This is a genomic window from Desulfuromusa ferrireducens, assembly GCF_055389805.1.
Genome location: NZ_AP042415.1, coordinates 1180322 through 1203180, shown reverse-complemented (window position 1 = coordinate 1203180; position 22859 = coordinate 1180322). Strand labels below are relative to the sequence as shown.

General features: G+C 51.8%; 18 protein-coding genes. 14 read left to right on the top strand and 4 right to left on the bottom strand.

The features are described from left to right. Positions 1–6: 6 nt before the first annotated feature. From gyrB to ACZ5PT_RS05415, 8 genes are all read left to right on the top strand, one after another. Entirely contained in the window at positions 7–2397 is a 2391-nt protein-coding gene (gene gyrB, locus ACZ5PT_RS05450; protein ID WP_464265794.1) for a DNA topoisomerase (ATP-hydrolyzing) subunit B, read from the top strand. A 62-nt stretch (positions 2398–2459) separates the two neighbouring features. Then, positions 2460–4958, top strand: coding sequence for a DNA gyrase subunit A (gyrA, locus tag ACZ5PT_RS05445; RefSeq protein WP_464265793.1), 2499 nt, complete (start codon positions 2460–2462; stop codon positions 4956–4958). Beyond that, a complete protein-coding gene (locus ACZ5PT_RS05440) occupies positions 4897–5766 on the top strand; it encodes a tetratricopeptide repeat protein (RefSeq protein ID WP_464265792.1) in 870 nt (289 codons plus the stop codon). The genes gyrA and ACZ5PT_RS05440 overlap by 62 nt, the downstream gene beginning before the upstream one ends. Beyond that, positions 5766–6794 carry an NAD(P)H-dependent glycerol-3-phosphate dehydrogenase gene (locus ACZ5PT_RS05435; RefSeq protein WP_464265791.1) on the top strand — a complete coding sequence of 343 codons (1029 nt, stop codon included), beginning with the start codon at positions 5766–5768 and terminating at the stop codon, positions 6792–6794. The genes ACZ5PT_RS05440 and ACZ5PT_RS05435 overlap by 1 nt, the downstream gene beginning before the upstream one ends. A 35-nt stretch (positions 6795–6829) precedes the next feature. Further along, on the top strand, positions 6830–7399 hold the full coding sequence (locus tag ACZ5PT_RS05430; protein WP_464266709.1) for a peptidylprolyl isomerase: 570 nt from the start codon (positions 6830–6832) through the stop codon (positions 7397–7399). Positions 7400–7525: 126 nt separating this feature from the next. After that, positions 7526–8266, top strand: coding sequence for an endonuclease/exonuclease/phosphatase family protein (locus tag ACZ5PT_RS05425; protein WP_464265790.1), 741 nt, complete (start codon positions 7526–7528; stop codon positions 8264–8266). Between the two features lie 55 nt (positions 8267–8321). After that, positions 8322–8963: an endonuclease III gene (gene nth / locus ACZ5PT_RS05420; protein WP_464265789.1), complete on the top strand. Its 642-nt coding sequence runs from the start codon at positions 8322–8324 to the stop codon at positions 8961–8963. A gap of 158 nt (positions 8964–9121) precedes the next feature. After that, positions 9122–11005, top strand: coding sequence for a L,D-transpeptidase Cds6 family protein (locus tag ACZ5PT_RS05415; protein WP_464265788.1), 1884 nt, complete (start codon positions 9122–9124; stop codon positions 11003–11005). Between the two features lie 108 nt (positions 11006–11113). Here ACZ5PT_RS05415 and ACZ5PT_RS05410 read toward each other — a convergent pair whose 3' ends face one another. After that, positions 11114–11314, bottom strand: a complete 201-nt coding sequence (locus ACZ5PT_RS05410) for a cold-shock protein (RefSeq protein WP_464265787.1) — start codon at positions 11312–11314, stop codon at positions 11114–11116. A gap of 346 nt (positions 11315–11660) precedes the next feature. Between ACZ5PT_RS05410 and acnA the strand changes: the two genes are divergently transcribed. Beyond that, a complete protein-coding gene (acnA, locus tag ACZ5PT_RS05405) occupies positions 11661–14318 on the top strand; it encodes an aconitate hydratase AcnA (RefSeq protein ID WP_464265786.1) in 2658 nt (885 codons plus the stop codon). 32 nt (positions 14319–14350) lie between these two features. After that, a complete protein-coding gene (locus ACZ5PT_RS05400) occupies positions 14351–14530 on the top strand; it encodes an SAP domain-containing protein (protein WP_464265785.1) in 180 nt (59 codons plus the stop codon). An 80-nt stretch (positions 14531–14610) separates the two neighbouring features. Here the strand turns inward: ACZ5PT_RS05400 and tsaA are convergent, their stop codons facing one another. Together tsaA and ACZ5PT_RS05390 are read right to left on the bottom strand one after the other, a co-directional pair. Further along, positions 14611–15318 carry a tRNA (N6-threonylcarbamoyladenosine(37)-N6)-methyltransferase TrmO gene (tsaA, locus tag ACZ5PT_RS05395; protein WP_464265784.1) on the bottom strand — a complete coding sequence of 236 codons (708 nt, stop codon included), beginning with the start codon at positions 15316–15318 and terminating at the stop codon, positions 14611–14613. Between the two features lie 12 nt (positions 15319–15330). Next, positions 15331–16239, bottom strand: coding sequence for a DMT family transporter (locus tag ACZ5PT_RS05390; protein ID WP_464265783.1), 909 nt, complete (start codon positions 16237–16239; stop codon positions 15331–15333). 215 nt (positions 16240–16454) lie between these two features. Here ACZ5PT_RS05390 and ACZ5PT_RS05385 point away from each other — a divergent pair, with 215 nt between their 5' ends. After that, positions 16455–18614: a PAS domain-containing protein gene (locus tag ACZ5PT_RS05385; protein WP_464265782.1), complete on the top strand. Its 2160-nt coding sequence runs from the start codon at positions 16455–16457 to the stop codon at positions 18612–18614. A gap of 62 nt (positions 18615–18676) precedes the next feature. Here ACZ5PT_RS05385 and ACZ5PT_RS05380 read toward each other — a convergent pair whose 3' ends face one another. Further along, positions 18677–19462: an FRG domain-containing protein gene (locus ACZ5PT_RS05380; RefSeq protein WP_464265781.1), complete on the bottom strand. Its 786-nt coding sequence runs from the start codon at positions 19460–19462 to the stop codon at positions 18677–18679. Between the two features lie 198 nt (positions 19463–19660). Between ACZ5PT_RS05380 and trhA the strand changes: the two genes are divergently transcribed. The 3 genes from trhA to ACZ5PT_RS05365 all read left to right on the top strand — a co-directional run bounded on the left by trhA (position 19661) and on the right by ACZ5PT_RS05365 (position 22827). Continuing rightward, positions 19661–20311: a PAQR family membrane homeostasis protein TrhA gene (gene trhA, locus ACZ5PT_RS05375; RefSeq protein WP_464265780.1), complete on the top strand. Its 651-nt coding sequence runs from the start codon at positions 19661–19663 to the stop codon at positions 20309–20311. A 185-nt stretch (positions 20312–20496) separates the two neighbouring features. Next, entirely contained in the window at positions 20497–21780 is a 1284-nt protein-coding gene (locus ACZ5PT_RS05370; RefSeq protein ID WP_464265779.1) for an OmpA family protein, read from the top strand. A 351-nt stretch (positions 21781–22131) separates the two neighbouring features. Further along, a complete protein-coding gene (locus tag ACZ5PT_RS05365) occupies positions 22132–22827 on the top strand; it encodes a glycerophosphodiester phosphodiesterase (RefSeq protein ID WP_464265778.1) in 696 nt (231 codons plus the stop codon). Positions 22828–22859: the final 32 nt, after the last annotated feature.

The window sequence follows — 22859 nt, the reverse complement described above, 5'->3', positions numbered from 1 at the left end:
AGCAGTATGGCGGAAGAAAAAAATTACGGCGCGGAGAGTATCCAAGTCCTCGAAGGTCTAGAAGCGGTTCGTAAACGTCCATCTATGTATATCGGCTCTACCTCGGTAAACGGCCTTCATCACTTGGTTTACGAAGTCGTCGACAACTCAATTGACGAGGCATTGGCTAAGCATTGTGACGCTATAAACGTTACCATCCATGAGGATAATTCGGTCACCGTTCAGGATAACGGTCGCGGTATACCAGTCGATATGCATGCTACGCAAAATAAGTCTGCTGCTGAAGTCGTTATGACGGTGCTACACGCCGGTGGTAAATTTGATGATGAAGGAGAAGGTGCTTATAAGGTTTCTGGTGGTTTGCACGGGGTCGGAGTTTCGGTTGTTAACGCCCTTTCCTGTAAACTTGACCTTGAAATCCGGCGTGATGGCAAAGTTCATCGTCAGACCTATGAAAGGGGTGTTCCAACGGCTCCTCTCGCAGTTGAAGGCGATACTATTAAACGCGGGACAAAAATAACCTTCTGGCCCGATCCTGATGTCTTCGATACTATAGAATTTTCGTTTGATACCCTGGCCCAACGACTTCGCGAACTCGCTTTTTTGAATGCTGGCGTCAGAATTATAATCAGTGATGACCGTACCGAAAAAAAGCATGATTTTTTCTATGAGGGCGGTATTCGCTCTTTTGTCGAATATTTGAATCGGGCAAAAAGCGCAGTGCACAAGGATCCTATCTACTTTCATGGGGTCAAGGTGGGGGTCGAGGTTGAGGTCGCCATACAGTACAACGATGGTTACGACGAAAAGGTTTTCTCCTTCGCCAACAACATTAATACCCATGAAGGCGGCACCCATATGAGCGGTTTTAAGGGTGCTTTAACGCGGACCATGAACGCCTATGCTACGGCTAATAATCTGCTGAAAAATGTTAAAGTTTCGATCTCTGGAGATGACTTGCGTGAAGGCATTGCCGCTGTTATTTCGGTTAAATTGTCAAATCCGCAGTTTGAAGGGCAGACCAAAACCAAATTAGGAAACTCGGAAGTTAAGGGTTACGTTGAAACCTTGATGAACGAAAAATTGGCGAGCTTTTTGGAAGAAAACCCTCAGGTTGCCAAAAAAATCCTTGAAAAAGGAATAGAAGCCGCACGTGCTCGCGAAGCTGCGCGGAAAGCCCGTGATCTGACGCGTAGAAAAGGTGCGCTGGATGGTTTGTCATTGCCAGGGAAGCTGGCAGATTGTCAGGAAAAAGATCCGGCACTTTGCGAAATATACCTCGTCGAAGGTGACTCTGCCGGTGGCAGCGCCAAACAAGGCCGCGATCGTCGTTACCAAGCTATTTTGCCGCTCAAAGGTAAAATTCTTAACGTCGAGAAGGCGCGCTTTGACAAACTACTGACGTCTAACGAAATCCGTACGCTTATTACCGCCATGGGAACCAGTATCGGTAAAGATGATTTCGACATCGCAAAGCTCCGCTACCACCGCATTATAATTATGACCGATGCTGACGTTGACGGTTCACATATACGCACCCTGATGTTGACCTTTTTCTTCCGCCAGATGCCGGAGATAATTGAGCGTGGTCATCTCTACATCGCCCAGCCTCCGCTCTATAAAGTTAAGCGCGGAAAAAAGGAAATTTACCTCAAGGATGACGATGCGCTGCTCGATTACCTGCTCGATACCGGAACTGATGGCGTCGCCCTGGAGATGGATGAAGGTACCAAGGTCTTACGCGGCAAACAGATAATCCCGACGCTGCGCAATATTATCGGCTTTAATCAACACTTCGACAAAATCGTCAATCGAGGTGTGCCGAGTGATGTTTTACGCATGTTCCTCCGCGGCAAGGTTCGCAACGGTTTTGCTGATAAGGCCGATCTAGAGCCCCTCGCCGAAATATTACGCCAGATCGAACCGAAGGCACAATTTAGGGTGATGGATAATCCGGATCGTATCCTGGTGACCTTCGGTAACCTGCATGCTCGTATTGATCGCAACACCGTGGAAACCCTTTCTTCCCACGAATATAAACTGTTGTTGAACTCCTATAAGCTGGTAGAGGATATTTGCCAGAAGAGTTCAGCTGTCCTCACCAGTGAAGGCAAGCCAGATGTGGTGATCGAGGATCGTAAGGAACTGCTCGAAACCTTCCTCGCTCGCGCTAAAAAAGGTCAATATATTCAGCGTTATAAAGGTCTTGGCGAGATGAATCCCGATCAGTTGTGGGAAACTACGATGGACGCGGAAAAGCGGGTTCTACTGCAGGTGGCGATTGAAGATGCTGTCCGTGCAGATGAGATATTTACCGTGCTGATGGGTGATCAAGTTGAACCGCGACGTGAATTTATCGAACAAAATGCACTAAACGTTGCCAACCTGGACGTATAGCAGTTTATCGCTGAATAAATTAAACCCCACTTCCCCTCAAAAGGAAGTTTCGGAGGACATAGATGCTGACAGAACAGAATAAAGTCACCGTCAATATTGTAGACGAAATGCGCAAATCCTATATGGAATATGCAATGAGCGTTATCGTCGGTCGGGCACTTCCCGATGTTCGCGATGGTCTCAAGCCGGTTCACCGGCGGGTGCTTTTCGCGATGCATGATCTCGGTAATGAATACAATAAACCTTATAAAAAATCGGCCCGGGTGGTCGGTGATGTTATTGGTAAATATCACCCGCACGGTGATACCGCAGTCTATGACACTATCGTTCGAATGGCGCAGGATTTTTCAATGCGCCACCCGTTGGTTGACGGCCAGGGTAATTTCGGTTCCGTTGATGGTGACTCGGCAGCCGCCATGCGTTACACCGAGATCCGCATGGACAAGCTCTCTCATGAACTGCTGGCCGATATAGATAAAGAGACTGTTGATCACGGTCCAAACTACGACGATTCATTGCAGGAACCATTGGTTCTGCCCTGTAAGTACCCCAACCTGCTGGTTAACGGTTCCGAAGGTATCGCTGTCGGCATGGCGACCAAAATCCCGCCGCACAATCTCGGCGAGGTCATCGACGGGCTGGTTGCACTGATTGACGATCCGCGTCTGACGATTGAGGATCTGATCGAGAAAATTCCTGGACCAGATTTCCCGACCGCCGGTTTTATTAACGGGCGAGAAGGGATCCACGAGGCCTATAATAAGGGTCGCGGTATCGTCCAGATGCGCGCCCGTGCGCTGGTCGAAGTTGATAAGCGCAGTGGTCGCGAAGCGCTAATCGTTACCGAGATCCCCTACCAGGTGAACAAGGCGAGATTGATTGAAAAGATAGCCGAACTGGTCAAAACCAAGAAGATTGAAGGCATTGCCGATCTTCGCGATGAGTCGGATCGTGATGGCATGCGGATCTCCATTGAACTGAAAAGGGATATGGTTCCCGGCGTTATTCTCAATCAGCTCTACAAAATGACCGCCATGCAGTCCTCTTTCGGCATCATCATGCTGGCGATTGTCTCTGGGCAGCCGAAAGTTTTGACCCTGCGTGAGGTGCTAGATTGCTTTATTGATCATCGCCGCGAAATAGTTACTCGTCGCTGTATTTTCGAACTGAAAAAAGCTGAAGCCCGCGCCCATATCCTGCAAGGCTTGAAGCTGGCCCTGGAAAATCTCGATGAGGTTATTCAGCTGATAAAATCCAGTGCAACACCGGCTGAAGCGAAACAAAAACTGATCGAACGCTTTTCATTTTCCGATATCCAAGCCCAGGCAATTCTCGAAATGCGCTTGCACCGGTTAACCGGTCTTGAGCAGAGTAAAATCGTCGAGGAACTTGAGCAGATCATGGCCGTCATCACGCGCCTGAAGGAGATCCTTGCCAGCGAAGTCGAAATTCTCAAGATCATCAAAGCAGAACTGCTCGATATAAAGGAGCGGTTTGCCAACCCACGGCGGACAGAAATTCTTGATCGTACCGCTGATCTGACCCTTGAGGATATGATCGTCGAAGAGGACATGGTGGTGACCGTTTCTCACGGTGGCTACGTTAAACGCAATGCTGTTTCTCTTTACCGCGCCCAGCGCCGTGGCGGCAAGGGCAAGACCGGGATGCGGCCCAAGGAAGAGGATTTCGTCGAGAACCTGTTTATTGCCTCGACCCATTCCTATGTTTTGATTTTCACCACTCTGGGCAAGGTTTATTGGCTCAAGGTACATGAGATTCCGCAGGGTGGACGAGCATCGCGCGGCAAGGCGATTGTCAACCTGCTATCCCTGGCCCCGGACGAGAAAGTAACCACGATTCTGCCGGTTAAGGAGTTCGAAGAGGACAAGTTTATTGTCACCGCGACCGCACGTGGCACCATCAAGAAAACTGCGTTGATGGCCTATTCAAACCCACGTGCCGGTGGCATCATCGCTTTGACCATTGATGAAGGGGATAGCCTGATTGAGGCGCGCCTGACCGATGGTTCGATGGATATCCTCCTGGCAACGCGCAACGGAAAATCGATTCGCTTCCCTGAGAGCGATGTACGCTCCATGGGTCGCCCGGCTCGCGGCGTTCGCGGCATGAACCTTGAGAAGGATGATGTGATTATTGGCTTGCAATCGGTAACCGATAATACTGCCCTGGCGCTAGTGACTATCACCGAGAATGGCTATGGTAAACGCACCGATATCGGCGAATACCGGGTACAGAGTCGCGGCGGCAAAGGAATCATCACTATTAAAACCAGCGACCGAAATGGTAAAGTTGTTGCTATCAAGATGGTTGATGATGAGTCGGACCTGATGTTTATCACCGACCGCGGCAAGTTGTTGCGCACCAAGGTGAGTAATATCCGCAGCATTGGCCGTAACACCCAAGGTGTTCGGATGATGGTTCTCGAAGATGAAGAATTGATCGTGTCGGTCGCCAAACTGGCGGAGAAGGAAGAGACCGATGAATTTGAGTCAGTTGAAGAAACGACTGAAACAACAGGAACGGAAGACGAGCAGGAATAAAAGCCGCCGCTGGTTCTGGTTACTCTTATCTTTAGTGCTTATCGGGGTGTCCCTGTTGCCGCTTTATCGTTGGCAACAGGAGACAGCTCCGCAACGGCTGTTCAACGAAGCAGCCAAGCAGGAGAGCCTGGGGAAGATTGTCGCGGCGCAGCAGCTTTATCAACAGCTTTATAAGGATTATCCACAGTCGGAACTGGCAGCAGAGGCTTTACTGCAAATTGGAAAAATCTGGCAGTATGATCGCCAGCAGGATCAGCAGGCATTGCTCAGCTATTTACAGCTAGAGCATGATTTTTCCAGTCATCCGCTGGTGCAAACAGCCCAGGCTTCAGCGGCTCATATTATCAAATACTCACTCCGGGATTATTCTCGGGCAATCGGTTTTTATCAGCGATTACTGGAACGGACGGTTGGTAATAGGGATCAGTATCTTTATGAGATAGCCGATTGTTATTTCCGTCTCGATAATTACAGCCAAGCCGGGATTGAGCTGCAAACCCTGCTTGAGCTACATCCGCAAAGTAGGTTACTGCCAGATGTGTTGTATCGACTCGGTGGCCTAGCTTTGTTGGAAAACAAACCGCAGACTGCCAAGGCTTTCTGGCAACGATTGATCGATCAGTTTTCAAATAGTCGCTATACTATTGAAGCGCGCTTTAATTTGGCCAAACTTCTGGAAGAGGACGATCGCTTGTTGGATGCCTTGGAACTCTACCAGCAGTTGCAGGACTTTCCCCAGCCCGCTCTATTGCGTGAAAAAATAAAGCATTTGGAGCAGCGGATTGCGGCGAAAAAGAAGGCAATTTGATGCAAAAAGAACAGGCACAGAAAAAGTTAGCCGTTATCGGTGCAGGCAGTTGGGGGACAACCCTGGCCAATCTGTTGGCAGAAAAGGGTTACCCAGTCACTCTTTGGGCCTATGAAACCGATTTGGTTGAGCGGATGCAGGCTGTCCGCATTAATGACACCTACCTGCCCGGGTTTCACCTGTCTGAAAATCTGGCCTTCACTGCGGATCTGCAACAGGCCGTCAGCGATAAGCATTTGTTGTTATTTGTCTCCCCTTCGCAGGTCACTCGCCAGGTGCTTAAACAAGCACTCCCGCAGATTGACCCACGAGCGCTGGTTGTTTGTGCATCTAAGGGGATTGAAAACGAGAGCCTGATGCTGATGTCGCAGGTTTTTGAAGAACTATTCCCGACAGCGATGCACAGTCAGCTCGGGTTTTTGTCGGGGCCTTCTTTTGCCAAAGAGGTTGTCCAGGGGATGCCGACGGCCGTGGTTGTGGCAGCTCGCGACCTAAGTTGTGCCGAGCGGATTCAGGATATTTTCAGCACCGATAATTTTCGTGTTTATACCCATGATGATATTATCGGGGTAGAATTAGGTGGGGCGATGAAAAACGTCATTGCTCTGGCTGCCGGTGTGGCCGATGGCCTTGGCTTTGGGCACAATACCAGGGCGGCTTTGATTACCCGCGGTTTGGCAGAGATGACCCGACTAGGTCTTAAATTGGGAGGCTGCGCAGAAACCTTTGCCGGTCTTGCCGGGATGGGAGATCTGGTGCTGACTTGTACTGGAGACCTGTCTCGTAACCGGACCGTTGGGATTGAGTTGGGTAAAGGACGTTCGCTTGACGAAATTCTTGATGGCATGCAAATGGTAGCAGAGGGGGTTAAAACAACCCTATCAGCGTACCAGTTGGCGAAAAAACTGGCTGTTGAGGTGCCGATTATTGAGCAGATGTACCTGATCCTTTACCAGAGGAAAGATCCCCGACAGGCGGTTGCTGATCTGATGCTCCGCGATTTAAAAGCGGAAGCGGTTCGTAATTAGTTGTTGTTTGCTACTTAAAACGAATAGATGGAGACATTATGAAACGGATACTCGTTATAACTGCTTTGTTGGTTTTTAGCTTATCAACAGCTTACGCCGGAACACTGGTGGAAATGAAAACCAGCATGGGAACGATCAAATTGGAGCTGAACGATGAAAAAGCGCCGCTCACGGTAAAAAACTTCCTCGATTATGTTGATGGGGCATTTTATGACGGAACCATTTTTCATCGCGTCATCGGCAATTTTATGATTCAGGGTGGCGGATTTGACAAAAGTTCGAAGCGCAAAGAAGTCAAGCCGGCGATCAAAAATGAAGCGGACAACGGGCTGCCGAATAACAAGGGAACCATAGCCATGGCCCGGACTGGTGTTGTTGACAGCGCGACCAGCCAGTTTTTTATCAATTTGAGCGACAACAAGTTTCTTAACCACCGAGGCAAAACTGGAAATACCTATGGATATGCTGTTTTTGGTCAAGTGGTAGAGGGCTTAGAGGTCGTGGAGAAGATCGGTACGGTGCGCACCATAGCCAAAAATCAACTTTTCCAAAACTACCCGGAACCACAAGTCGTCATCGAGTCGGTTCGGCGGGTTGAAGACTAGTTTTTAGATTATCGCAGGGATTGTGGAAAAGAGGCCGAGAGGCCTCTTTTCTGTTTTAGTACGGAATAACTGGTCTTTATTGTTCCTGGGATTATAATTGATAGCTTAGGCCCGAAAGGATGAGGGATGGCGACTTTCCGGATTATGAGTTATCACATCAACGGTTTTCGCAGCGCCAGCGGCGAGACGGATACCAATCTTAGTGCCCGGGTCATCTGTTCGCAACGGCCTGATCTGGTTATGTTGCAAGAGCTGGGCTCGCCGATTGTTAGTGGCTCATTACGGGATTTTGCCGATCAGGTCGGCCTGACTGCCTATGGCTCGGACGAAGAAGGCGCCTGTGCTTTTCTCTCCCGTTACCCCCTATCAAATATTCAGGAATTTTCCCTCGGCCATGGCGGTCGCTGCGTGCGCGCCGACCTTGATATTGATAACGAAAGACTGCATCTATTTAACCTTTGTCTCTCCTTTGATCCTTGGCAGCGTCGAGATCAAATCCGAGCCTTGCTAAGCGATCAGCTGTTGAATCAGCGCTCCCTTCCTTGTGCAACAATCGTTTGTGGCGATTTTACCCTGCCGTTGTGGGGCTATGGGCAAATCCGCATCAGCGAGCACTTGCGGCGTGCCCGGTTCCCGCTCTGGCGCGCTAATTATCCCGCTAACTTCCCACTCTGGGGGCGGGATCGGATCTATTTTCGCGGCCCGATCAGGGCCTTGGCCGGGACTATCCTCGCGACCGCAGAGGCGCGAAAGGCCTCCCCGCACTTGCCTCTGGTGTTGACTGTCGAGTCCTGCGATAGCAGGCAGTTTATTAAACTCAGGGGGCGGCTGCGATTTCGAAAACATGCTGACCCTGTCTGTGGGTAACTCTGTTGATGCTGTTGATAAGTCGTTTCCACCCCAGTCGAAAAATTACTCATCGATGAATACATACACCGCTGCATTGCACCTTTTTCAGCAACTCGACAAAGCGTACCCGAATGCCGTCTGTGCTCTCAATTATCAGAACGCCTGGCAATTATTGGTGGCAACCATTCTCTCTGCGCAGTGCACGGACAAGCGCGTCAATCAGGTTACTATCGCCCTTTTTAAGGCCTTTCCCGGCCCGCAAGAGATGGCAGAGGGCAACCAACAGCAGGTAGAAGAGTTGATCCACTCCACCGGGTTTTTCCGTAATAAGGCCAAGAACTTACTTCTTTGCGCCGAACAAGTGCTGACCCGACATCAGGGGCAAGTACCGGCAAGTATTGAAGAGCTGGTCGGCCTCGCGGGGGTTGGGCGTAAAACGGCAAATGTTGTTTTGGGTAACGCCTTTGATATACCTGGAATGGTTGTCGACACCCATGTTAAACGGCTTGCGCGGCGTTTTGATTGGACCAAATCGGACAATCCGGTACTGATCGAGAAAGAACTTGGCGGCTTGTTGCCTGCTTCCGTTTGGACCCAGGCAGGACATACGCTGATTGCCCATGGTCGCGCCTGTTGTAAGGCACCAACCCCCTTTTGTAGTCGGTGTCCGATTGTTGACCTTTGCCCGAGGGTCGGCGTTAACCGTGCTAAATAGATTTGAAATTCACAACAAAGCTGGATATTTCCCGGTTTGTGTTATAAGATTATAATGTTGTGCTGGGTGGGGGCTTTGTTTTTGCTTCTTCCGGTTCCTTCACTGACTAAAATGAAAAGTTTAACAGCCCCTTTGTTTCATTTATGGCGGGAGTTCCAATGATAGAATCAGGCCAGCAGTTTGGGTTGTATGTCATCAAGGATGTGGTCAGTGCCAGTAGCACTGAAACCTGTTGTTGTGCGGAAGATCCCTTCTTTAACCGCGAAGTAGCCCTTAAAATTTATTCCGAAGAGCAGTTTCTCGAGGGAGATCGGCTTGAGCAGCTCGAAAGCTTGCTTGAGCGGTTGTCGGTCTTGGACCATCCGTCGATTACGCCGATTTATGACTCCGGCCTCGAGGAGGGTTATTTCTATTACACCTCGAGTTGCTACCGCGGAAAAACTTTAGCTCAAGTTCTGGCCGCGCCGATGCCAGAAGAACAGGCATTGAGGGTTGCTGCGGAGCTGAGCAAGGCACTTGATTACGCCCTCGGTCAGCAACTTGGTCAAGGCGAGCTGAACGCCGAGAAGATTTTTTTCGACTCTGACGGCAGGGCCGTTATGGCTGACTTTGGTATCGACCTTGGCATCAAGCAGATTCACACTTCCGGTCACCAAACCGCAGCCGATCTGGATCAACAGGGATTCTCCGGAAGTGTTGCCGAAACCCTGCACAGTATCGGAGATCTCCTCCTGCACATGTTGCTCGGACCTGACTACAACAATGCCGAGCGGATTGACGATCAAGTCGCCAAAATTGACAATAGCAAAATTCGCCGCTTGGTCGGGCGCTTTTTGCTGCCCGGAGAATGGCGTTTTTCCTCGTTTGCGGAGTTATTGGAAGAGCTTGTTTGTTTTAACGAGATCGCCGATCTTCTGAGTGTCGACGAACCTGCCAGGATAGATGAGTCGCATGCTCAAGCCGAAAAGAACGACACAGCTGAAGAGCAATCCGATAAAATGGTCACAGAAGTTCGTCGTTTGGTGGCGGAAAAGAATAATTTGCAACAGGAGCTCGACAAAGCGCTTTATGAGCGAAATGTTGCCGGGAATAAACAGGTGGAAGGCGAGCGCCGTTTGGTGCAGGCCAAAGAGGAGATAGTCAAGGCCAGAGAAGAAGCCGACGTTGCTTGGGAGTTGGTCGCCGGGCAGAAATATGATCGCTGGCGGCCGGCAACTTGGGCGGTTGGTGGTTTTGTCATCGGTTTCTTGCTCTCCGGCAGTTACGGGTATTATTACAGTGAGCAGACCCGCGATGAACTGCTGGCCAAATTACAGGCCAACGAAGAGCTTATTAAGTCGGCAGCATGGCGGCCAGCAGAGCAATCGATCAAACAGGAGCCGATTGTAACCGCTGCACAACCGACCGCGGCGAGCCCGCTTGTGGCGAAAGGCAGTGTGGCAAATGAAGTAGAAGACGTTGCACAAGCGACCACCACGCCTATCGCTGCTACAGAAGCCGATCCGGACCAGAAGCTTGTGGCTGGTCTGTTGCGACCGGTTGTTGAAGAGCCCAAGCTTTGGTGGCCGGCGGGCAACGAATTTTCCGTAACTGCCGCCATTCCGATTGAACAGATCAAGGCGGCACTGGGGATAGAGGGCAAAGTTTTGCAAAAGGACCTGCCGGAAGTGTTGCGCCGTGAGGTTCTGACGACGGTTCGCAGTTGGGCGGATTCCTGGGCTAAACAGGATCTCTCCAATTATTTCTCCTTTTATAGCGACAGCTATCGACCGGAATTGGGACGCAGTCTGCATGAATGGCGCGAAATGCGCAGCTCTCGACTAAATCGTCCGCAGTGGATTGAGCTGGATATCGATGATATCCAGGTGCGTAAAATTGGCGAAGATCGCATGCAGGTGAAGTTGAAGCAGAGTTATCGCTCCGATTTTTATCAGGATGAAATTCTTAAATCGATCAACCTGATAAAAGAGGATGGCCAGTGGCGGATCCTCATGGAACGCTCTTTGGGCATGATCGGTCATTCCGATATTGTCGGTGGCTGAATAAACACAAAAAAGCTCCGCGGTTATCTGCGGAGCTTTTTTGTGGATGTGCCCTCTTAGAAATCAAACCGATCACACTTGCAGTGCAACCAGCACAATTTGATCTGTCTAAACCTTAGTCACGTTCGATGATTGAGGACCCTTGTCTCCCTGAATCACGTCAAAAGCAACCCGATCGCCTTCAGCCAGGGATTTGAAACCTTCTGCTTGGATTGCTGAAAAATGAACAAAAACATCCGGGCCATTTTCCTGCTCGATGAAACCGAAACCTTTTGAATCGTTGAACCACTTAACAGTACCTTCAGTCATGCTTCCACTCCTTGTATTACGAGGGCAACCAGATTGGGACAATTTCGCTTCTAACACAGGGTCAGTTCAAAAACAACGGAATTATCTTAATGATAATAATATTTACCGACAAGAAATGGGTGAATTGTGCATACCGAGGGCTGTGAACATTCGGTCTTTAGTGTGAATATTTCTGAAAATAAAATGAACTAAATCCAGATAAAAGACAAAAAAATTATCCGTTTGCGCGGAAAATTTCGCCCCCCTTTTGTCAGCAGTAAAAGTCAGGTTAGAATGTAGGGAGACAATTTCAGCTCACAGTGGCGCTGGCCCTGTTTAAACCGATTGCTATCAAGGAGCGCGATAGATGAAAAATGAGAGTTTCCAAAGCACCCGGACCCTGCAACTCGCCGGGCGAGCATACCGATATTGCAGTCTTCCGGTCGCGGCAAAAAATGGTTTGGGGGATATTTCCCGTTTGCCATTTACCATTAAGGTTTTATTGGAAAACTTGCTGCGCAACGAGGATGGCGAATCGGTTAGTCGTAGTGATATCGAAGCGGTCGCTGGTTGGCAGCCCGTTCAGCAGCAACAGAGCGAAATTTCTTTTCGCCCAGCACGGGTGTTGATGCAGGACTTTACCGGAGTGCCGGCGATTGTCGACCTGGCGGCGATGCGCGATGCGGTGGCAGAGCGGGGTGGAGATCCGGCGAAAATAAATCCACAGATCCCGGTTGATCTGGTGATCGATCATTCGGTGATGGTCGACCAGTACGGAACTTCAGCGGCTTTTGCCGCCAATGTTGACAAGGAGATGGAACGCAATCGCGAGCGTTACGCCTTTTTGCGCTGGGGGCAGACTGCCTTTGACAATTTTCGCGTTGTGCCACCCGGCACCGGTATTTGCCATCAGGTCAATCTGGAATACTTGGCGCAGGCGGTCTGGAGCGAGCAGCGTGGCGCAGAAACCTGGGTTTATCCTGATACCTTGGTGGGCACTGATAGTCACACGACGATGATAAATGGTCTTGGCGTGCTTGGCTGGGGCGTCGGTGGTATCGAGGCGGAGGCGGCGATGCTGGGCCAACCGATTTCGATGTTGATCCCGGAAGTGGTCGGTTTCCGCTTGACCGGCAAGCTTGGCGAAGGGGTGACGGCGACCGACTTGGTTTTGACCGTCACCCAGATGTTGCGTCAATTCGGCGTGGTTGGAAAGTTTGTCGAGTTCTTTGGCGCCGGACTTTCGCAACTGCCACTGGCCGACCGGGCGACGATTGCCAATATGGCCCCGGAATACGGTGCGACCTGCGGTTTCTTCCCCATCGATCAAATAACCCTCAATTATCTGCAGATGACCGGTCGGAGTGCCGAGACGCTTGCATTGGTCGAGAACTATGCCAAGGAACAAGGCCTGTGGCGTAGTGATGAATTGACCGATCCGCAATTCAGCGCGGTCTTGGAACTCGATCTGGACAGCGTGCGGCCCAGTTTAGCCGGTCCTAAGCGTCCGCAGGATCGGGTCCTGCTGGGTGATATGCGCACCGCAACTGAGCAGGTGTTGCCGGAGGTTGGCCGGGAACAAGGCGTGCCGATTGCCGACAGCGCTGATCTGTTGAACAATGGTGATGTGGTGATCGCCGCGATCACCTCCTGCACCAACACCTCCAACCCGGCAGTGATGATGGCGGCGGGATTGGTGGCAAAAAAGGCAGTCGAAAAGGGCTTGCAACAAAAGTCCTGGGTTAAAACTTCGCTTGCTCCCGGCTCAAAGGTGGTTACCGATTATCTGGCCAAGGCTGGCCTGCAATCTTATCTCGATCAGATTGGATTCAATCTGGTCGGCTATGGTTGTACCACCTGTATTGGCAATTCGGGACCGCTAACCGGGCCGATAGCTGCCGCCATCGACGCTGGCAATCTGACCGTTTGCTCGGTGCTCTCCGGTAATCGCAATTTCGAGGGGCGTATTCATGCCCAGACCAAAGCCAACTGGCTCGCTTCACCGCCGTTGGTGGTCGCCTTTGCGCTGGCAGGAACGACGCGCATCGACCTGAGCAGCGAACCTCTCGGCACTGGCAAGGATGGACAACCGGTTTACCTGAAGGATCTTTGGCCGAGCAACGCTGAAGTGGCCGAAATGGTTGCTCTGGTCAACGCGGAGATGTTTCACAAGGAATACGCCGAAGTGTTCAGCGGCGATGCCAGCTGGCAAGGGTTGCAGGTTCCGGAGGGCCAGACCTATCAATGGCAAGCGGACTCTACCTATATCCGCCGGCCGTCATTCTTCGATACCTTGCAGTCGTCGGTTGACTATAGCGGATTCAGGGCTGCCCGGGTGCTGGCCCTGCTGGGTGATACTATCACCACCGATCATATCTCCCCGGCCGGCGCCTTTAAGGCCGCCAGCCCGGCTGGCCGTTATCTGGTCGAACACGGCGTGGAAGAGCAGAACTTCAATTCTTATGGTTCGCGGCGCGGCAATCATGAAGTGATGATGCGTGGCACCTTCGCCAATATTCGTTTGCGTAACAAAATGGTTCCGGAAACCGAGGGTGGTTTTACCAAGCACCTGCCAACTGGCGAAGCGATGAGTATCTTTGATGCCGCGCTTAGCTATGCAAAAGAGTCGCTGCCATTGATGATTATTGCTGGCAAAGAGTATGGCACCGGCTCCAGCCGTGACTGGGCTGCCAAGGGGACGCAATTGCTTGGCGTCAAAGCAGTGCTGACGGAAAGCTATGAGCGCATCCATCGCTCCAATCTGGTCGGTATGGGTGTGCTGCCACTGCAGTTCAAAGCCGGAGATTCCGCCGGCGCTTTGCAGTTGGATGGCAGTGAACAACTTTCCCTTAGTCATTCCGGTGCCTTGCAGGCAAAAAAGACGTTAACCCTGCAGATTGAGCGGACCGATGGTCGGTGCGAGAGGCTCGAAGTCCTCTGTCGAATCGACACCGATGAGGAAGTTGCATACTTACAGAGTGGCGGTATACTCAACCATGTTTTACTCAAACTGATGGCCGATTAAAAATCGGTCGACAACAATAAGGGGAGCGGGCTATGAAGATGCCGAAAGTCAGGTCAGTTGCAAAGGAGCGTGGTGTGAAGCCGGGGCGGATGAAGAAAGAGGAGCTGATTCGAGAGATTCAGTTAGTAGAAAAAAATCCGCAGTGTTTCAATACCAACTTCTCGCCGGAGTGTGCGCAGGATGAGTGTCTTTGGCGTGAGGATTGTGATTAGTTGCTAGTTTGGTGACAGGTATTTTGGCCGGCCGTTTTCTCAAGGGGAAGCGGCTGGCGTCGTTTTAATCCCTACTTAATCTAATCAGCCAACATAATATTTAAAACCACCACCCGGCCCCCTTCCACCTTCCAGCGCACATTATAGCGATCCAGCAACACCCCATATTCCCGTCCGTCATCATTGCTGTGCTTATAGGCCGGACGCGGGTCAAGTGCCAAGGTTTCGTCGATCAGGGTTTCCAGCTCTGGGGTTTGGGCAACGTATCGGGCTAAGCGTTGTTGTGCTGAGGCGGAGAACTCCACCTCTAGCGCTGCGACTGGAGCCCGGTTGGCGAAACCGCCGCTGGCCGCTTCAATGCCGTCGGTATAAGGCAGGTAGGGTTTGATGTCGAGGATCGGTGTGCCATCAATCAGGTCGGCACCCTGGACTTCGAGTATCACCTTGCCCGCGTTGCAGTCGATAGACAACAGCTTAACCGCCGAAAGGCCGATCGGATTGGGGCGAAACGGCGAACGGCAGGCAAACACTCCGACCCGTTTATTGCCGCCCAAGCGGGGCGGACGCACGGTCGGTTTCCAGCCCTGTTGATAGGTCTGGTGAAACAGGAAGATCAGCCAAATATGACTGAAGCCTTCCAGGCCGCGCACCGCTTCCGGACTGGCAAAGTCCGGGTGTAACTCAACTTGCCCGCGTACCGTTGGCGCCAAGCCAGGTTGGCGCGGAGCGGCGAACTTTTCTTTGTAGGGGGTGTGGATGGTTGCAATCGGTTCGATGCTGTAACTCATCTTCTTTCCTTCTCAGGTCGACGGTTGGCAGAGTGGGGTTTGATGCCCGTAACTGCTCAACCAAACACCGCAAAATACCAGTCCACAGGCGACCCATTGCCAGAAATTGAGGCTGTCGCCGAGAATCAACATGCCGAGAATTACCCCAAATACCGGAACCAGATTGGCGTAACCGGCCGCCTGACTGGCCGGGATCCGGCTGACACTGTAATTAAAGCAACCGTAGGCGCCAAAGGTGATGAGGGTACCCAGGTAGATCACGGCCAGCGCCGGACTTGCTTGCCAATGGGTCGGAATGCCAACCTCCGGGAGCAGCAGAAAGGGGAAAAAAAACAGGCTGCCGATAAAGGCCTGAAAGGCGGTCAGAAACAGCGGTGGGTAGTTGCTGGTCAGGTGTTTCAGTGACACGGTGTAGCCCGCGGCACAAACCATGGAGAGAAACTCACAGAAATTGCCTAATAGCGGGTCGGGAGCATTGACGCTGGTGCTACTGGCCAAACTCAGCCAGATGGCGCCGACGATGGCCAATAAAAAACCACTCAGGGTTTGTCGGCTGACCCGTTCTTTGAGCCAAGCCCAGGCCAGGATTGCCACCAGTAGCGGCAGCATGGCGGTGATCATCCCGGCCTGTGAGGCGCTGGTCAGCTGCAGTGCCTTGGCTTCAAACAGAAAGTAGAAGCAGGGTTCGCAGATCGCCATAATCAACAGATATTTTATGTCGCGGCGTCGCCAGTTGAGTTTTCTAAAGGCGGGAATGAACGGTAAAAAACAGAGCCCGGCAATGAACATCCGGCCAAAGATCACCTGCATTGGGTGGTAGCCACGAAAGGCAATTTTCAGGGCGACGAAAGAGCTGGCCCAGAGTAGCATCGCCAGGATCAGGCTCAGGATAGGAAGCAGGCGGCGGGTTTTTTCGGTCACAGGGTTCTCCCGGCTAGGTTGTGCGCAAAGCGCTGGTAAAGATAAGCTGCTTTAGTTTCATACGCCAGCAAAAAAGTTGCAGCCAGCCTTCTCGACGTCCGTGTTTAGGTCGGCGGTGAAAGGTGTTTTCGCGGGATGTTTTTTGAGGGGAGTCTGCTAAACTTGAGCGAGTTCCTGTTAGAACAATAAGCATTCCCGTTTTGGTGAGTATTCAAATGACCAGCCACAGCAAAAAAGAACGTTCGGCGGCACAGAAAATTGCTGCCTTGGAAGAGCAACTTTCCCGTTATCAGCGGGCGGAGCGGTTGCGGCATAAAATTATGACCGGTGCTGCTACCTGCTCCGGACAAGAGTATTTCGATCAGATGGTCGTTGAACTCGCGCAAGCGTTGGGGGCAGATTTTACCTTTATCGGTGAGTTGCGGAGTCCGGAGCGGAATCGCATCAGAAGTTTGGCGCTGTGTGCCGCTGGCAGTCTGGCCAAGAACTTGGAATACGACTTAGCCCACACTCCGTGTGAAAAAGTCCTCGATGATCGTCTCTGCACGCATCGCAAAGATGTCGCCAAGCTGTTTCCCAAAGATCAACTGCTTGTCGAGATGGGGATAGAGGGTTATGTCGGAGTCCCTCTCTACGACAAGAAGAACCAACCGCTTGGAATTATCGTCGCCCTTTATCGACAAGCCATAGTCGATCCCACCTTTGCCGAAACAACCTTGCAGCTTTTTGCCAACCTGACCGCAGCGGAGATTATGCATCGGCAAGAGCAGCAGGAACGCTTGAAGTTGCAGCAACAATACTTGCTCTTGAGTAATGAGAAGAATGGGCAACAAGGGGTGCAAATAGAGAGTGAGAGTATTCTCTCTGCTGTTCTTGAGACCCTTCCCAGTCCTATCTTTTACAAAAACCGCGCAGGTATCTACACCGGTTGCAATCAGGCTTTCTGTGATTATCTCGGGATGCGCCGGGAGCGGATTATTGGTCGTAGCGTTCATGAAATTGCCCCTCCTAAGCTGGCCGAGGTTTACCATCAGGCCGATCAGGAGCTAATGGCGCAACAGGGTGGTCAGACTTATGAAGCGCAGGTCCGTTACGCCGACGGTTCCGATCACGACATCCTCTTTAACAAGGCGACGATTGGCGAGGCGGGTGGTGAGGTGTTGGGCTTGGTCGGCGTGATGACCGATATCAGCGAAATCCGTGGTGCCGAAACAGAGATGTTGCAGTTGCGCACCCTGTTGCGCAGCATTGTCGACTCAATGCCTTCGCTGCTGATTACCGTCGATATTGCCGGGCTCATTACCCTGTGGAACCTGCAGTCGGAAAAGTTTTTTTCCTTGCCGGCAAAAGACGTATTGGGCCGGCCGCTCAAGGAGGTTCTGCTTGGGTTTGAGGATGATTTTAAAAAAATTGAACTGGCGCTTGCCAGCGGAGAAGCGCAAAAGATCTTTAAAGCGGCCCGCACCCACAGGGGGCAGACCTATTACTTTGATATCACGATCTACCCGCTGGTGACCGGTGGCTTAGCTGGTGCGGTTGTGCGGATCGACAATGTGACCGATGTCGTGCGGATGGAAGAGACTCTGGTCCAGTCGGAAAAAATGCTTTCTCTCGGCGGTCTGGCAGCAGGGATGGCACACGAAATCAACAATCCCCTGGCGGCTGTCTTGCAAAACCTGCAGTTGCTCAACTTTCGCATGTTGCAGGAGACCCTGCCCAATCAAAAGGCCGCGGAGAAGGCTGGGATTGAATTGACGCAGCTGAGCAGTTATTTACAGCAACGGCGGGTCCCGGAAATTCTCGACATGATTGCTAAGGCCGGGCAGCGCGCTGCGGGGATTATCCAGAACATGCTCAGTTTCAGTCGCAAGGAATCCGGGCCGCTGCGTCCTTGCTGCGTGGTTGACCTCGTTGAACAGGCGGTTGATTTGGCCAAGAGTGATTTCAACTTGCGGGATAAATTTGATTTTCGCAATATCCCTATCGAACTGCAGATCCCACCCGATCTCCCGCCGGTTCTGGGGATCGACAATCAGCTGCAACAGGTTTTTTTCAACTTGTTGACCAACAGTGCTCAGGCCATGTCCGACTGGGAGCAGATGGCTAGCAAACCGCTGATCACCATTCTGGGGCGTTGCGAGGGAGATCAGGTTTTATTGGAGATCTCAGACAATGGTCCCGGGATTAGCGAAGAGGATCGCCAGCGGATCTTTGAGCCCTTTTTTACCACCAAGGATCCCGGCCAGGGGACCGGCCTAGGCTTATCGGTTTCTTATTTTATTATTACCGAAACCCATCATGGTGATCTGTCGGTCGATACCGCGCCAAGTGGTGGTGCCTGTTTTCGCCTGCGGTTACCAAGGTCGGCCGGTTAGTCCCGCCGGTCTACTTTGTCTCTTCCGTCATCTAACAACCTTCCGCTTCGGCTAGCGTCATTTCAGGCCTTCGGGCTGTATTGCCGCTTCAGCCAGCAGCTGAGGCCGTCGAGTCCGGGAAACAGGACCCGTTCGGTGATATTGGCCTGATCGAGTTTGTCACGAATCTCCCATTTCAATTTGGCCGGAATGATGATCCGTCGCCAGATTTCCGTGTGCTGCTGCAGCCAGTGACTCAGAACCCCGCTGGCTGTGGGCATGACCGAGAAGAGGGCAAACTGGTTGCTGATGCGGTCGTCGATGGAGGGTGGCTCAAAGAACACCGGATAATCGCCGCCATTGAGTTGACAAAACTCCGACAGGCTCGGCAGGCTTTCACTCAACATCCGGACAGTGAAAACGTTGGCACCCTCTTCTGCCAGTTGGCTCTGCAATTGCTGCGGCAACTGTTGATGGGTTTTCGAGTAGTCAACCGCCCAGATGACGCCGTCGAGCTGGAATTTTTCCAAGTTGGCGGTGGCGAAGTGCAGCGCCACGTAAGGGGAATAGGTCCAGTCCAGCAGCCGGGTCGGCAAGCCGTAGTGCTGAGCGACCGAAAGCCAGTGCCAGATCGAATCCTGCTCAACGACATTGCGGCGGGCGTATTTTTTGAAGTTGCGCAGCAGGTGTGGTTCTAGGGAAGAAAAATCACCGCCGAGCCGGGTCAGGGTGGTTTCCAGCCGGTATTCGGCATCAGACAGACCGCGAAAGGCGTAGCGTGAACGGAAACGCCCCAGTTCTTCGTTCCAGGAATCGGCAAACAGTTCTTCCTGTAGCTGAGCCCAGCTGCTGACAATCAGGTCGTTCATTTTTTGACTCCTTATCAATTTTCCCAGCTATATCATGAATGTCCGGTAGCATTAAAGAAAAACCCGTAAGCTGTGTGGGAACGGACCGGCAGGTAAAAGATTGGTAAAAGTAGCGCCCTTCCCCTCATTCAAGCCCTTCATCGTGCTAGCATTTTTTAGACATGTTTTTGCCTTTTCATGTCAGAACGGAGCAAGCAGATGAACAATTCACGTCAGCAGGCTGAATATAGCTCTGCCGAGGAGATCGCTAATAGCATCACTCACGGTTTTGGCATGTTGCTGTCGATCGGCGGGCTGGCGGTCCTGGTTGGTTTTGCCAGTGTGCATGGCAATGCCTGGCATATCACCACCTGCAGTATTTTTGGCGTCACCCTGATTCTCTCCTACGCGTCCTCAACCCTCTATCACAGCATTCCGCTGCCGGGGGCGAAACGGATTCTAAAGGTTATCGACCATGCGGCCATTTACTTGCTGATCGCCGGGACCTACACCCCCTTTACCTTGGTCAATCTGCGCGGTCCTTGGGGGTGGTCGTTGTTCAGCACCGTCTGGGGTCTGGCGTTGCTCGGTGTTATCCTTAAAGCGACCATGCTGGGCAAAATTGCCGGAATGTCCACCGCCATTTATCTGGCGATGGGCTGGATTGTGGTAGTGGCCATCAAGCCGTTGCTGGCATCGGTGGCAACGGGGGGGCTGGTGTTGTTACTGCTCGGCGGGCTGGCCTACAGTGCCGGGGTTATTTTTTATGCTTGGCAGCGCTTGCCCTTTAATCATGCCATATGGCACCTGTTTGTGTTGGCTGGTAGCTTTTGTCACTTTTTTGCCATTCTTTTCTACGTCATTCCTTAGGGCTGTTTTTTTACAGTATATCTTGCGTGGAGCTTTGGGTTGGTAGCATCTGCGCGGTGCATAGCACTCCTTTGTCACCTCATTAAAAAGGCGAGGGGCCAGCTTGACTTGTCGCCTTTCAATGGTAAAAGTATTGAAATGTTTGGTAAAAAATCAATTGATTTCATGTGGAAGGGAGCTACCTGATGAAACATCTGCAAAAAATCTTATTTTCGATTGCCATGATTGCCATGATTGCCATGATTGCCAGTTGCGCACCAGTTATGCAGCCACCGATGAAGGCGCTGGACAGTGGTTCAGCAAAGACGGCGGGTGGCAAGTATGTCCCCAAGGTGGCTAATTTCCAGGTCATCCTGGATGCCTCCTTAAGTATGGATGAAGGTGGGAAAAATGATTTTCTGGTCGCGCGGCATCTGGTCAGCCGGATTAATCGGGGCATTCCGACCGACTTGAGCTACAACGGTGGCCTGCGCAGTATTGGTCACAATAGCAGTCAGTCGATGAGTCCGACCGACCTTCTCTACGGCATGACCAGTTACAAGCAGGCCGGTTTCCATGCCGGGCTAGGTAAAATCAAGTATATCGGTGGCGTTACCCCGATGGCGGAGGCCTTGACTGCTGCAGGAGCCGATCTGCAGGCCACGGGCAACTCTGCCCTGATTATCGTCAGTGACGGTCTGGATATGGCTGCAGCTCCAGCGGCAGCGCTAAAGATCAAAGGGATGCTCGGCGATAAGCTCTGTATCTATACCATCGCCGTCGGCAATGAAAGAAATGGTTCCGGTCTGGACATGCTGCAGAAGATTGCCGATGCAGGTGGCTGCGGTTTTGCGACTACTGACGCGGCTTTAGCCAGCGATGCAAAAATGGCCGCTTTTATTGACGATGTTTTTCTCACGACCCCAAAAGCGATGCCCAAACCGGCGCCGATAGTGGTGGCACCGAAAGACAGCGATGGCGATGGTGTCACCGATGATAAAGACCAGTGCCCGAGTACTCCGCGGGGAGCACCGGTGAACAGCGTTGGTTGCCCGCTCGACAGTGACGGCGATGGTGTTTATGACTATCGCGACAATTGTCCGAACACCCCGAAGGGCGTTTCGGTGGATAGCAAGGGCTGCCCGACAAAACTGACCTTGCGGATCAATTTCCGTCCCGATAGCAATGTTATCGGTGAGCAGTATCTGGCTGAAATCGCCAAGGCGGCCAAGTGTGTCAACGAATTCCCCGGCAACGTCGTCTTTATTGACGGACATACCGACAGCCAGGGCGCTGCTGATTATAACCAGGGTCTCTCTGAGCGCCGTGCTGGAGCAGTAGTGGAGGCGTTGATTGATAAATTCGATATTCCGGCCCCGCGTCTGACCGCTCGCGGTTTTGGTGAAAGTCAGCCGATAGCCGACAATAAGACCAAAGAAGGACGTTTTGAGAATCGTCGGGTCGAAGTCGCCTGTGGTGCTGTGGAGTAATTAACAGTAACACCGGTAACAACTGTATAATTTAAGAGCGGGGGCGATGTTGCCCCCGCTCTTTGTTTTCTCCCGCCTCTTTAGCCACACCAGGTTGCTGCTCTAATTTCAGCAGTTTGCCAATATACAAACTCCCCATTCCTCGCTAACGCAACCCTAACAAAACAGGTTCATCTTTCCGTCCATCAATTGACGAAAATTATTTAAGGAGATGAGCTATCTTGAAGATCCAAACTACTTAAACGGGCCTGTCTGTAGCCCTCCCAAATGATATACTGACCTTCGTGAGGTGAGCGAAAGTTTAACAAACTACCGATCTCGGCTGGCTTTGTTCTGTTTGTGGAGGACTAGATGCAAGAATTCATCTGTATTGCCCATCGCGGCGCCAGTGGACGTTGGCCGGAGAATACCCTGTTAGCTTTTCGCAGGGCCCTGGAGGCTGGTGCCAGCTGGTTGGAATTAGATGTTCATTTGAGCGCTGATGGCCAGCTGGTGGTGATTCACGATGATTCTCTTGAGCGGACCAGCAACGGTTTTGGTTTGGTGGGTCAGTATTCTTTCGAACAATTACGCCGCCTTGACGCCGGTTGTGGGGAGGAAATTCCACTTCTGGCGGAGGTACTCAATCTGGCCGCCGGCAAAGCAACGGTCAATATCGAACTCAAAGGAGTCGGCACCGGTGAGCCGGTCGCGCGACTGTTGCAGCAACGCTTTGTCGCGGCTTGTTCGCAGCCGACGGAAATCTTGGCATCATCATTGAATGAGAAAGAGTTAAGGTCTCTGGCGTATCACTCGCCGCAGGTGCCTTTAGCGCTGGTCGCAGAAAGTGCGAATCAGCAGCTATGGCAGTTAGCAGCGGAACTGGATGTTTGGTCTTTACACCTGGAAAAAGGCGCAATTGATCAGCCGTTGGTGGCCGAAGCGAAAGTTCAGCAGCGAAAGTTGCTCGCTTATACGGTCAATGATCTCCAGCAAGCAGAGTGTTTACGGGACTGGGGCGTGGCTGGCATTTTCACTGATTTTCCAGAGCATTTTGCGCGCAAATAATGGCCGCCTTTTCACGGTCAAATCGTCATAGC

Bases quoted from the DNA above. Each gene is read 5' to 3' on its own strand.
- gyrB (WP_464265794.1), top strand. From the start codon at position 7: ATGGCGGAAGAAAAAAATTACGGCGCGGAGAGTATCCAAGTCCTCGAA.
- gyrA (WP_464265793.1), top strand. From the start codon at position 2,460: ATGCTGACAGAACAGAATAAAGTCACCGTCAATATTGTAGACGAAATG.
- ACZ5PT_RS05440 (WP_464265792.1), top strand. From the start codon at position 4,897: ATGAATTTGAGTCAGTTGAAGAAACGACTGAAACAACAGGAACGGAAG.
- ACZ5PT_RS05435 (WP_464265791.1), top strand. From the start codon at position 5,766: ATGCAAAAAGAACAGGCACAGAAAAAGTTAGCCGTTATCGGTGCAGGC.
- ACZ5PT_RS05425 (WP_464265790.1), top strand. From the start codon at position 7,526: ATGGCGACTTTCCGGATTATGAGTTATCACATCAACGGTTTTCGCAGC.
- nth (WP_464265789.1), top strand. From the start codon at position 8,322: ATGAATACATACACCGCTGCATTGCACCTTTTTCAGCAACTCGACAAA.
- ACZ5PT_RS05415 (WP_464265788.1), top strand. From the start codon at position 9,122: ATGATAGAATCAGGCCAGCAGTTTGGGTTGTATGTCATCAAGGATGTG.
- ACZ5PT_RS05410 (WP_464265787.1), bottom strand. From the start codon at position 11,314: ATGACTGAAGGTACTGTTAAGTGGTTCAACGATTCAAAAGGTTTCGGT.
- acnA (WP_464265786.1), top strand. From the start codon at position 11,661: ATGAAAAATGAGAGTTTCCAAAGCACCCGGACCCTGCAACTCGCCGGG.
- ACZ5PT_RS05400 (WP_464265785.1), top strand. From the start codon at position 14,351: ATGAAGATGCCGAAAGTCAGGTCAGTTGCAAAGGAGCGTGGTGTGAAG.
- tsaA (WP_464265784.1), bottom strand. From the start codon at position 15,318: ATGAGTTACAGCATCGAACCGATTGCAACCATCCACACCCCCTACAAA.
- ACZ5PT_RS05385 (WP_464265782.1), top strand. From the start codon at position 16,455: ATGACCAGCCACAGCAAAAAAGAACGTTCGGCGGCACAGAAAATTGCT.
- ACZ5PT_RS05380 (WP_464265781.1), bottom strand. From the start codon at position 19,462: ATGAACGACCTGATTGTCAGCAGCTGGGCTCAGCTACAGGAAGAACTG.
- trhA (WP_464265780.1), top strand. From the start codon at position 19,661: ATGAACAATTCACGTCAGCAGGCTGAATATAGCTCTGCCGAGGAGATC.
- ACZ5PT_RS05370 (WP_464265779.1), top strand. From the start codon at position 20,497: ATGAAACATCTGCAAAAAATCTTATTTTCGATTGCCATGATTGCCATG.
- ACZ5PT_RS05365 (WP_464265778.1), top strand. From the start codon at position 22,132: ATGCAAGAATTCATCTGTATTGCCCATCGCGGCGCCAGTGGACGTTGG.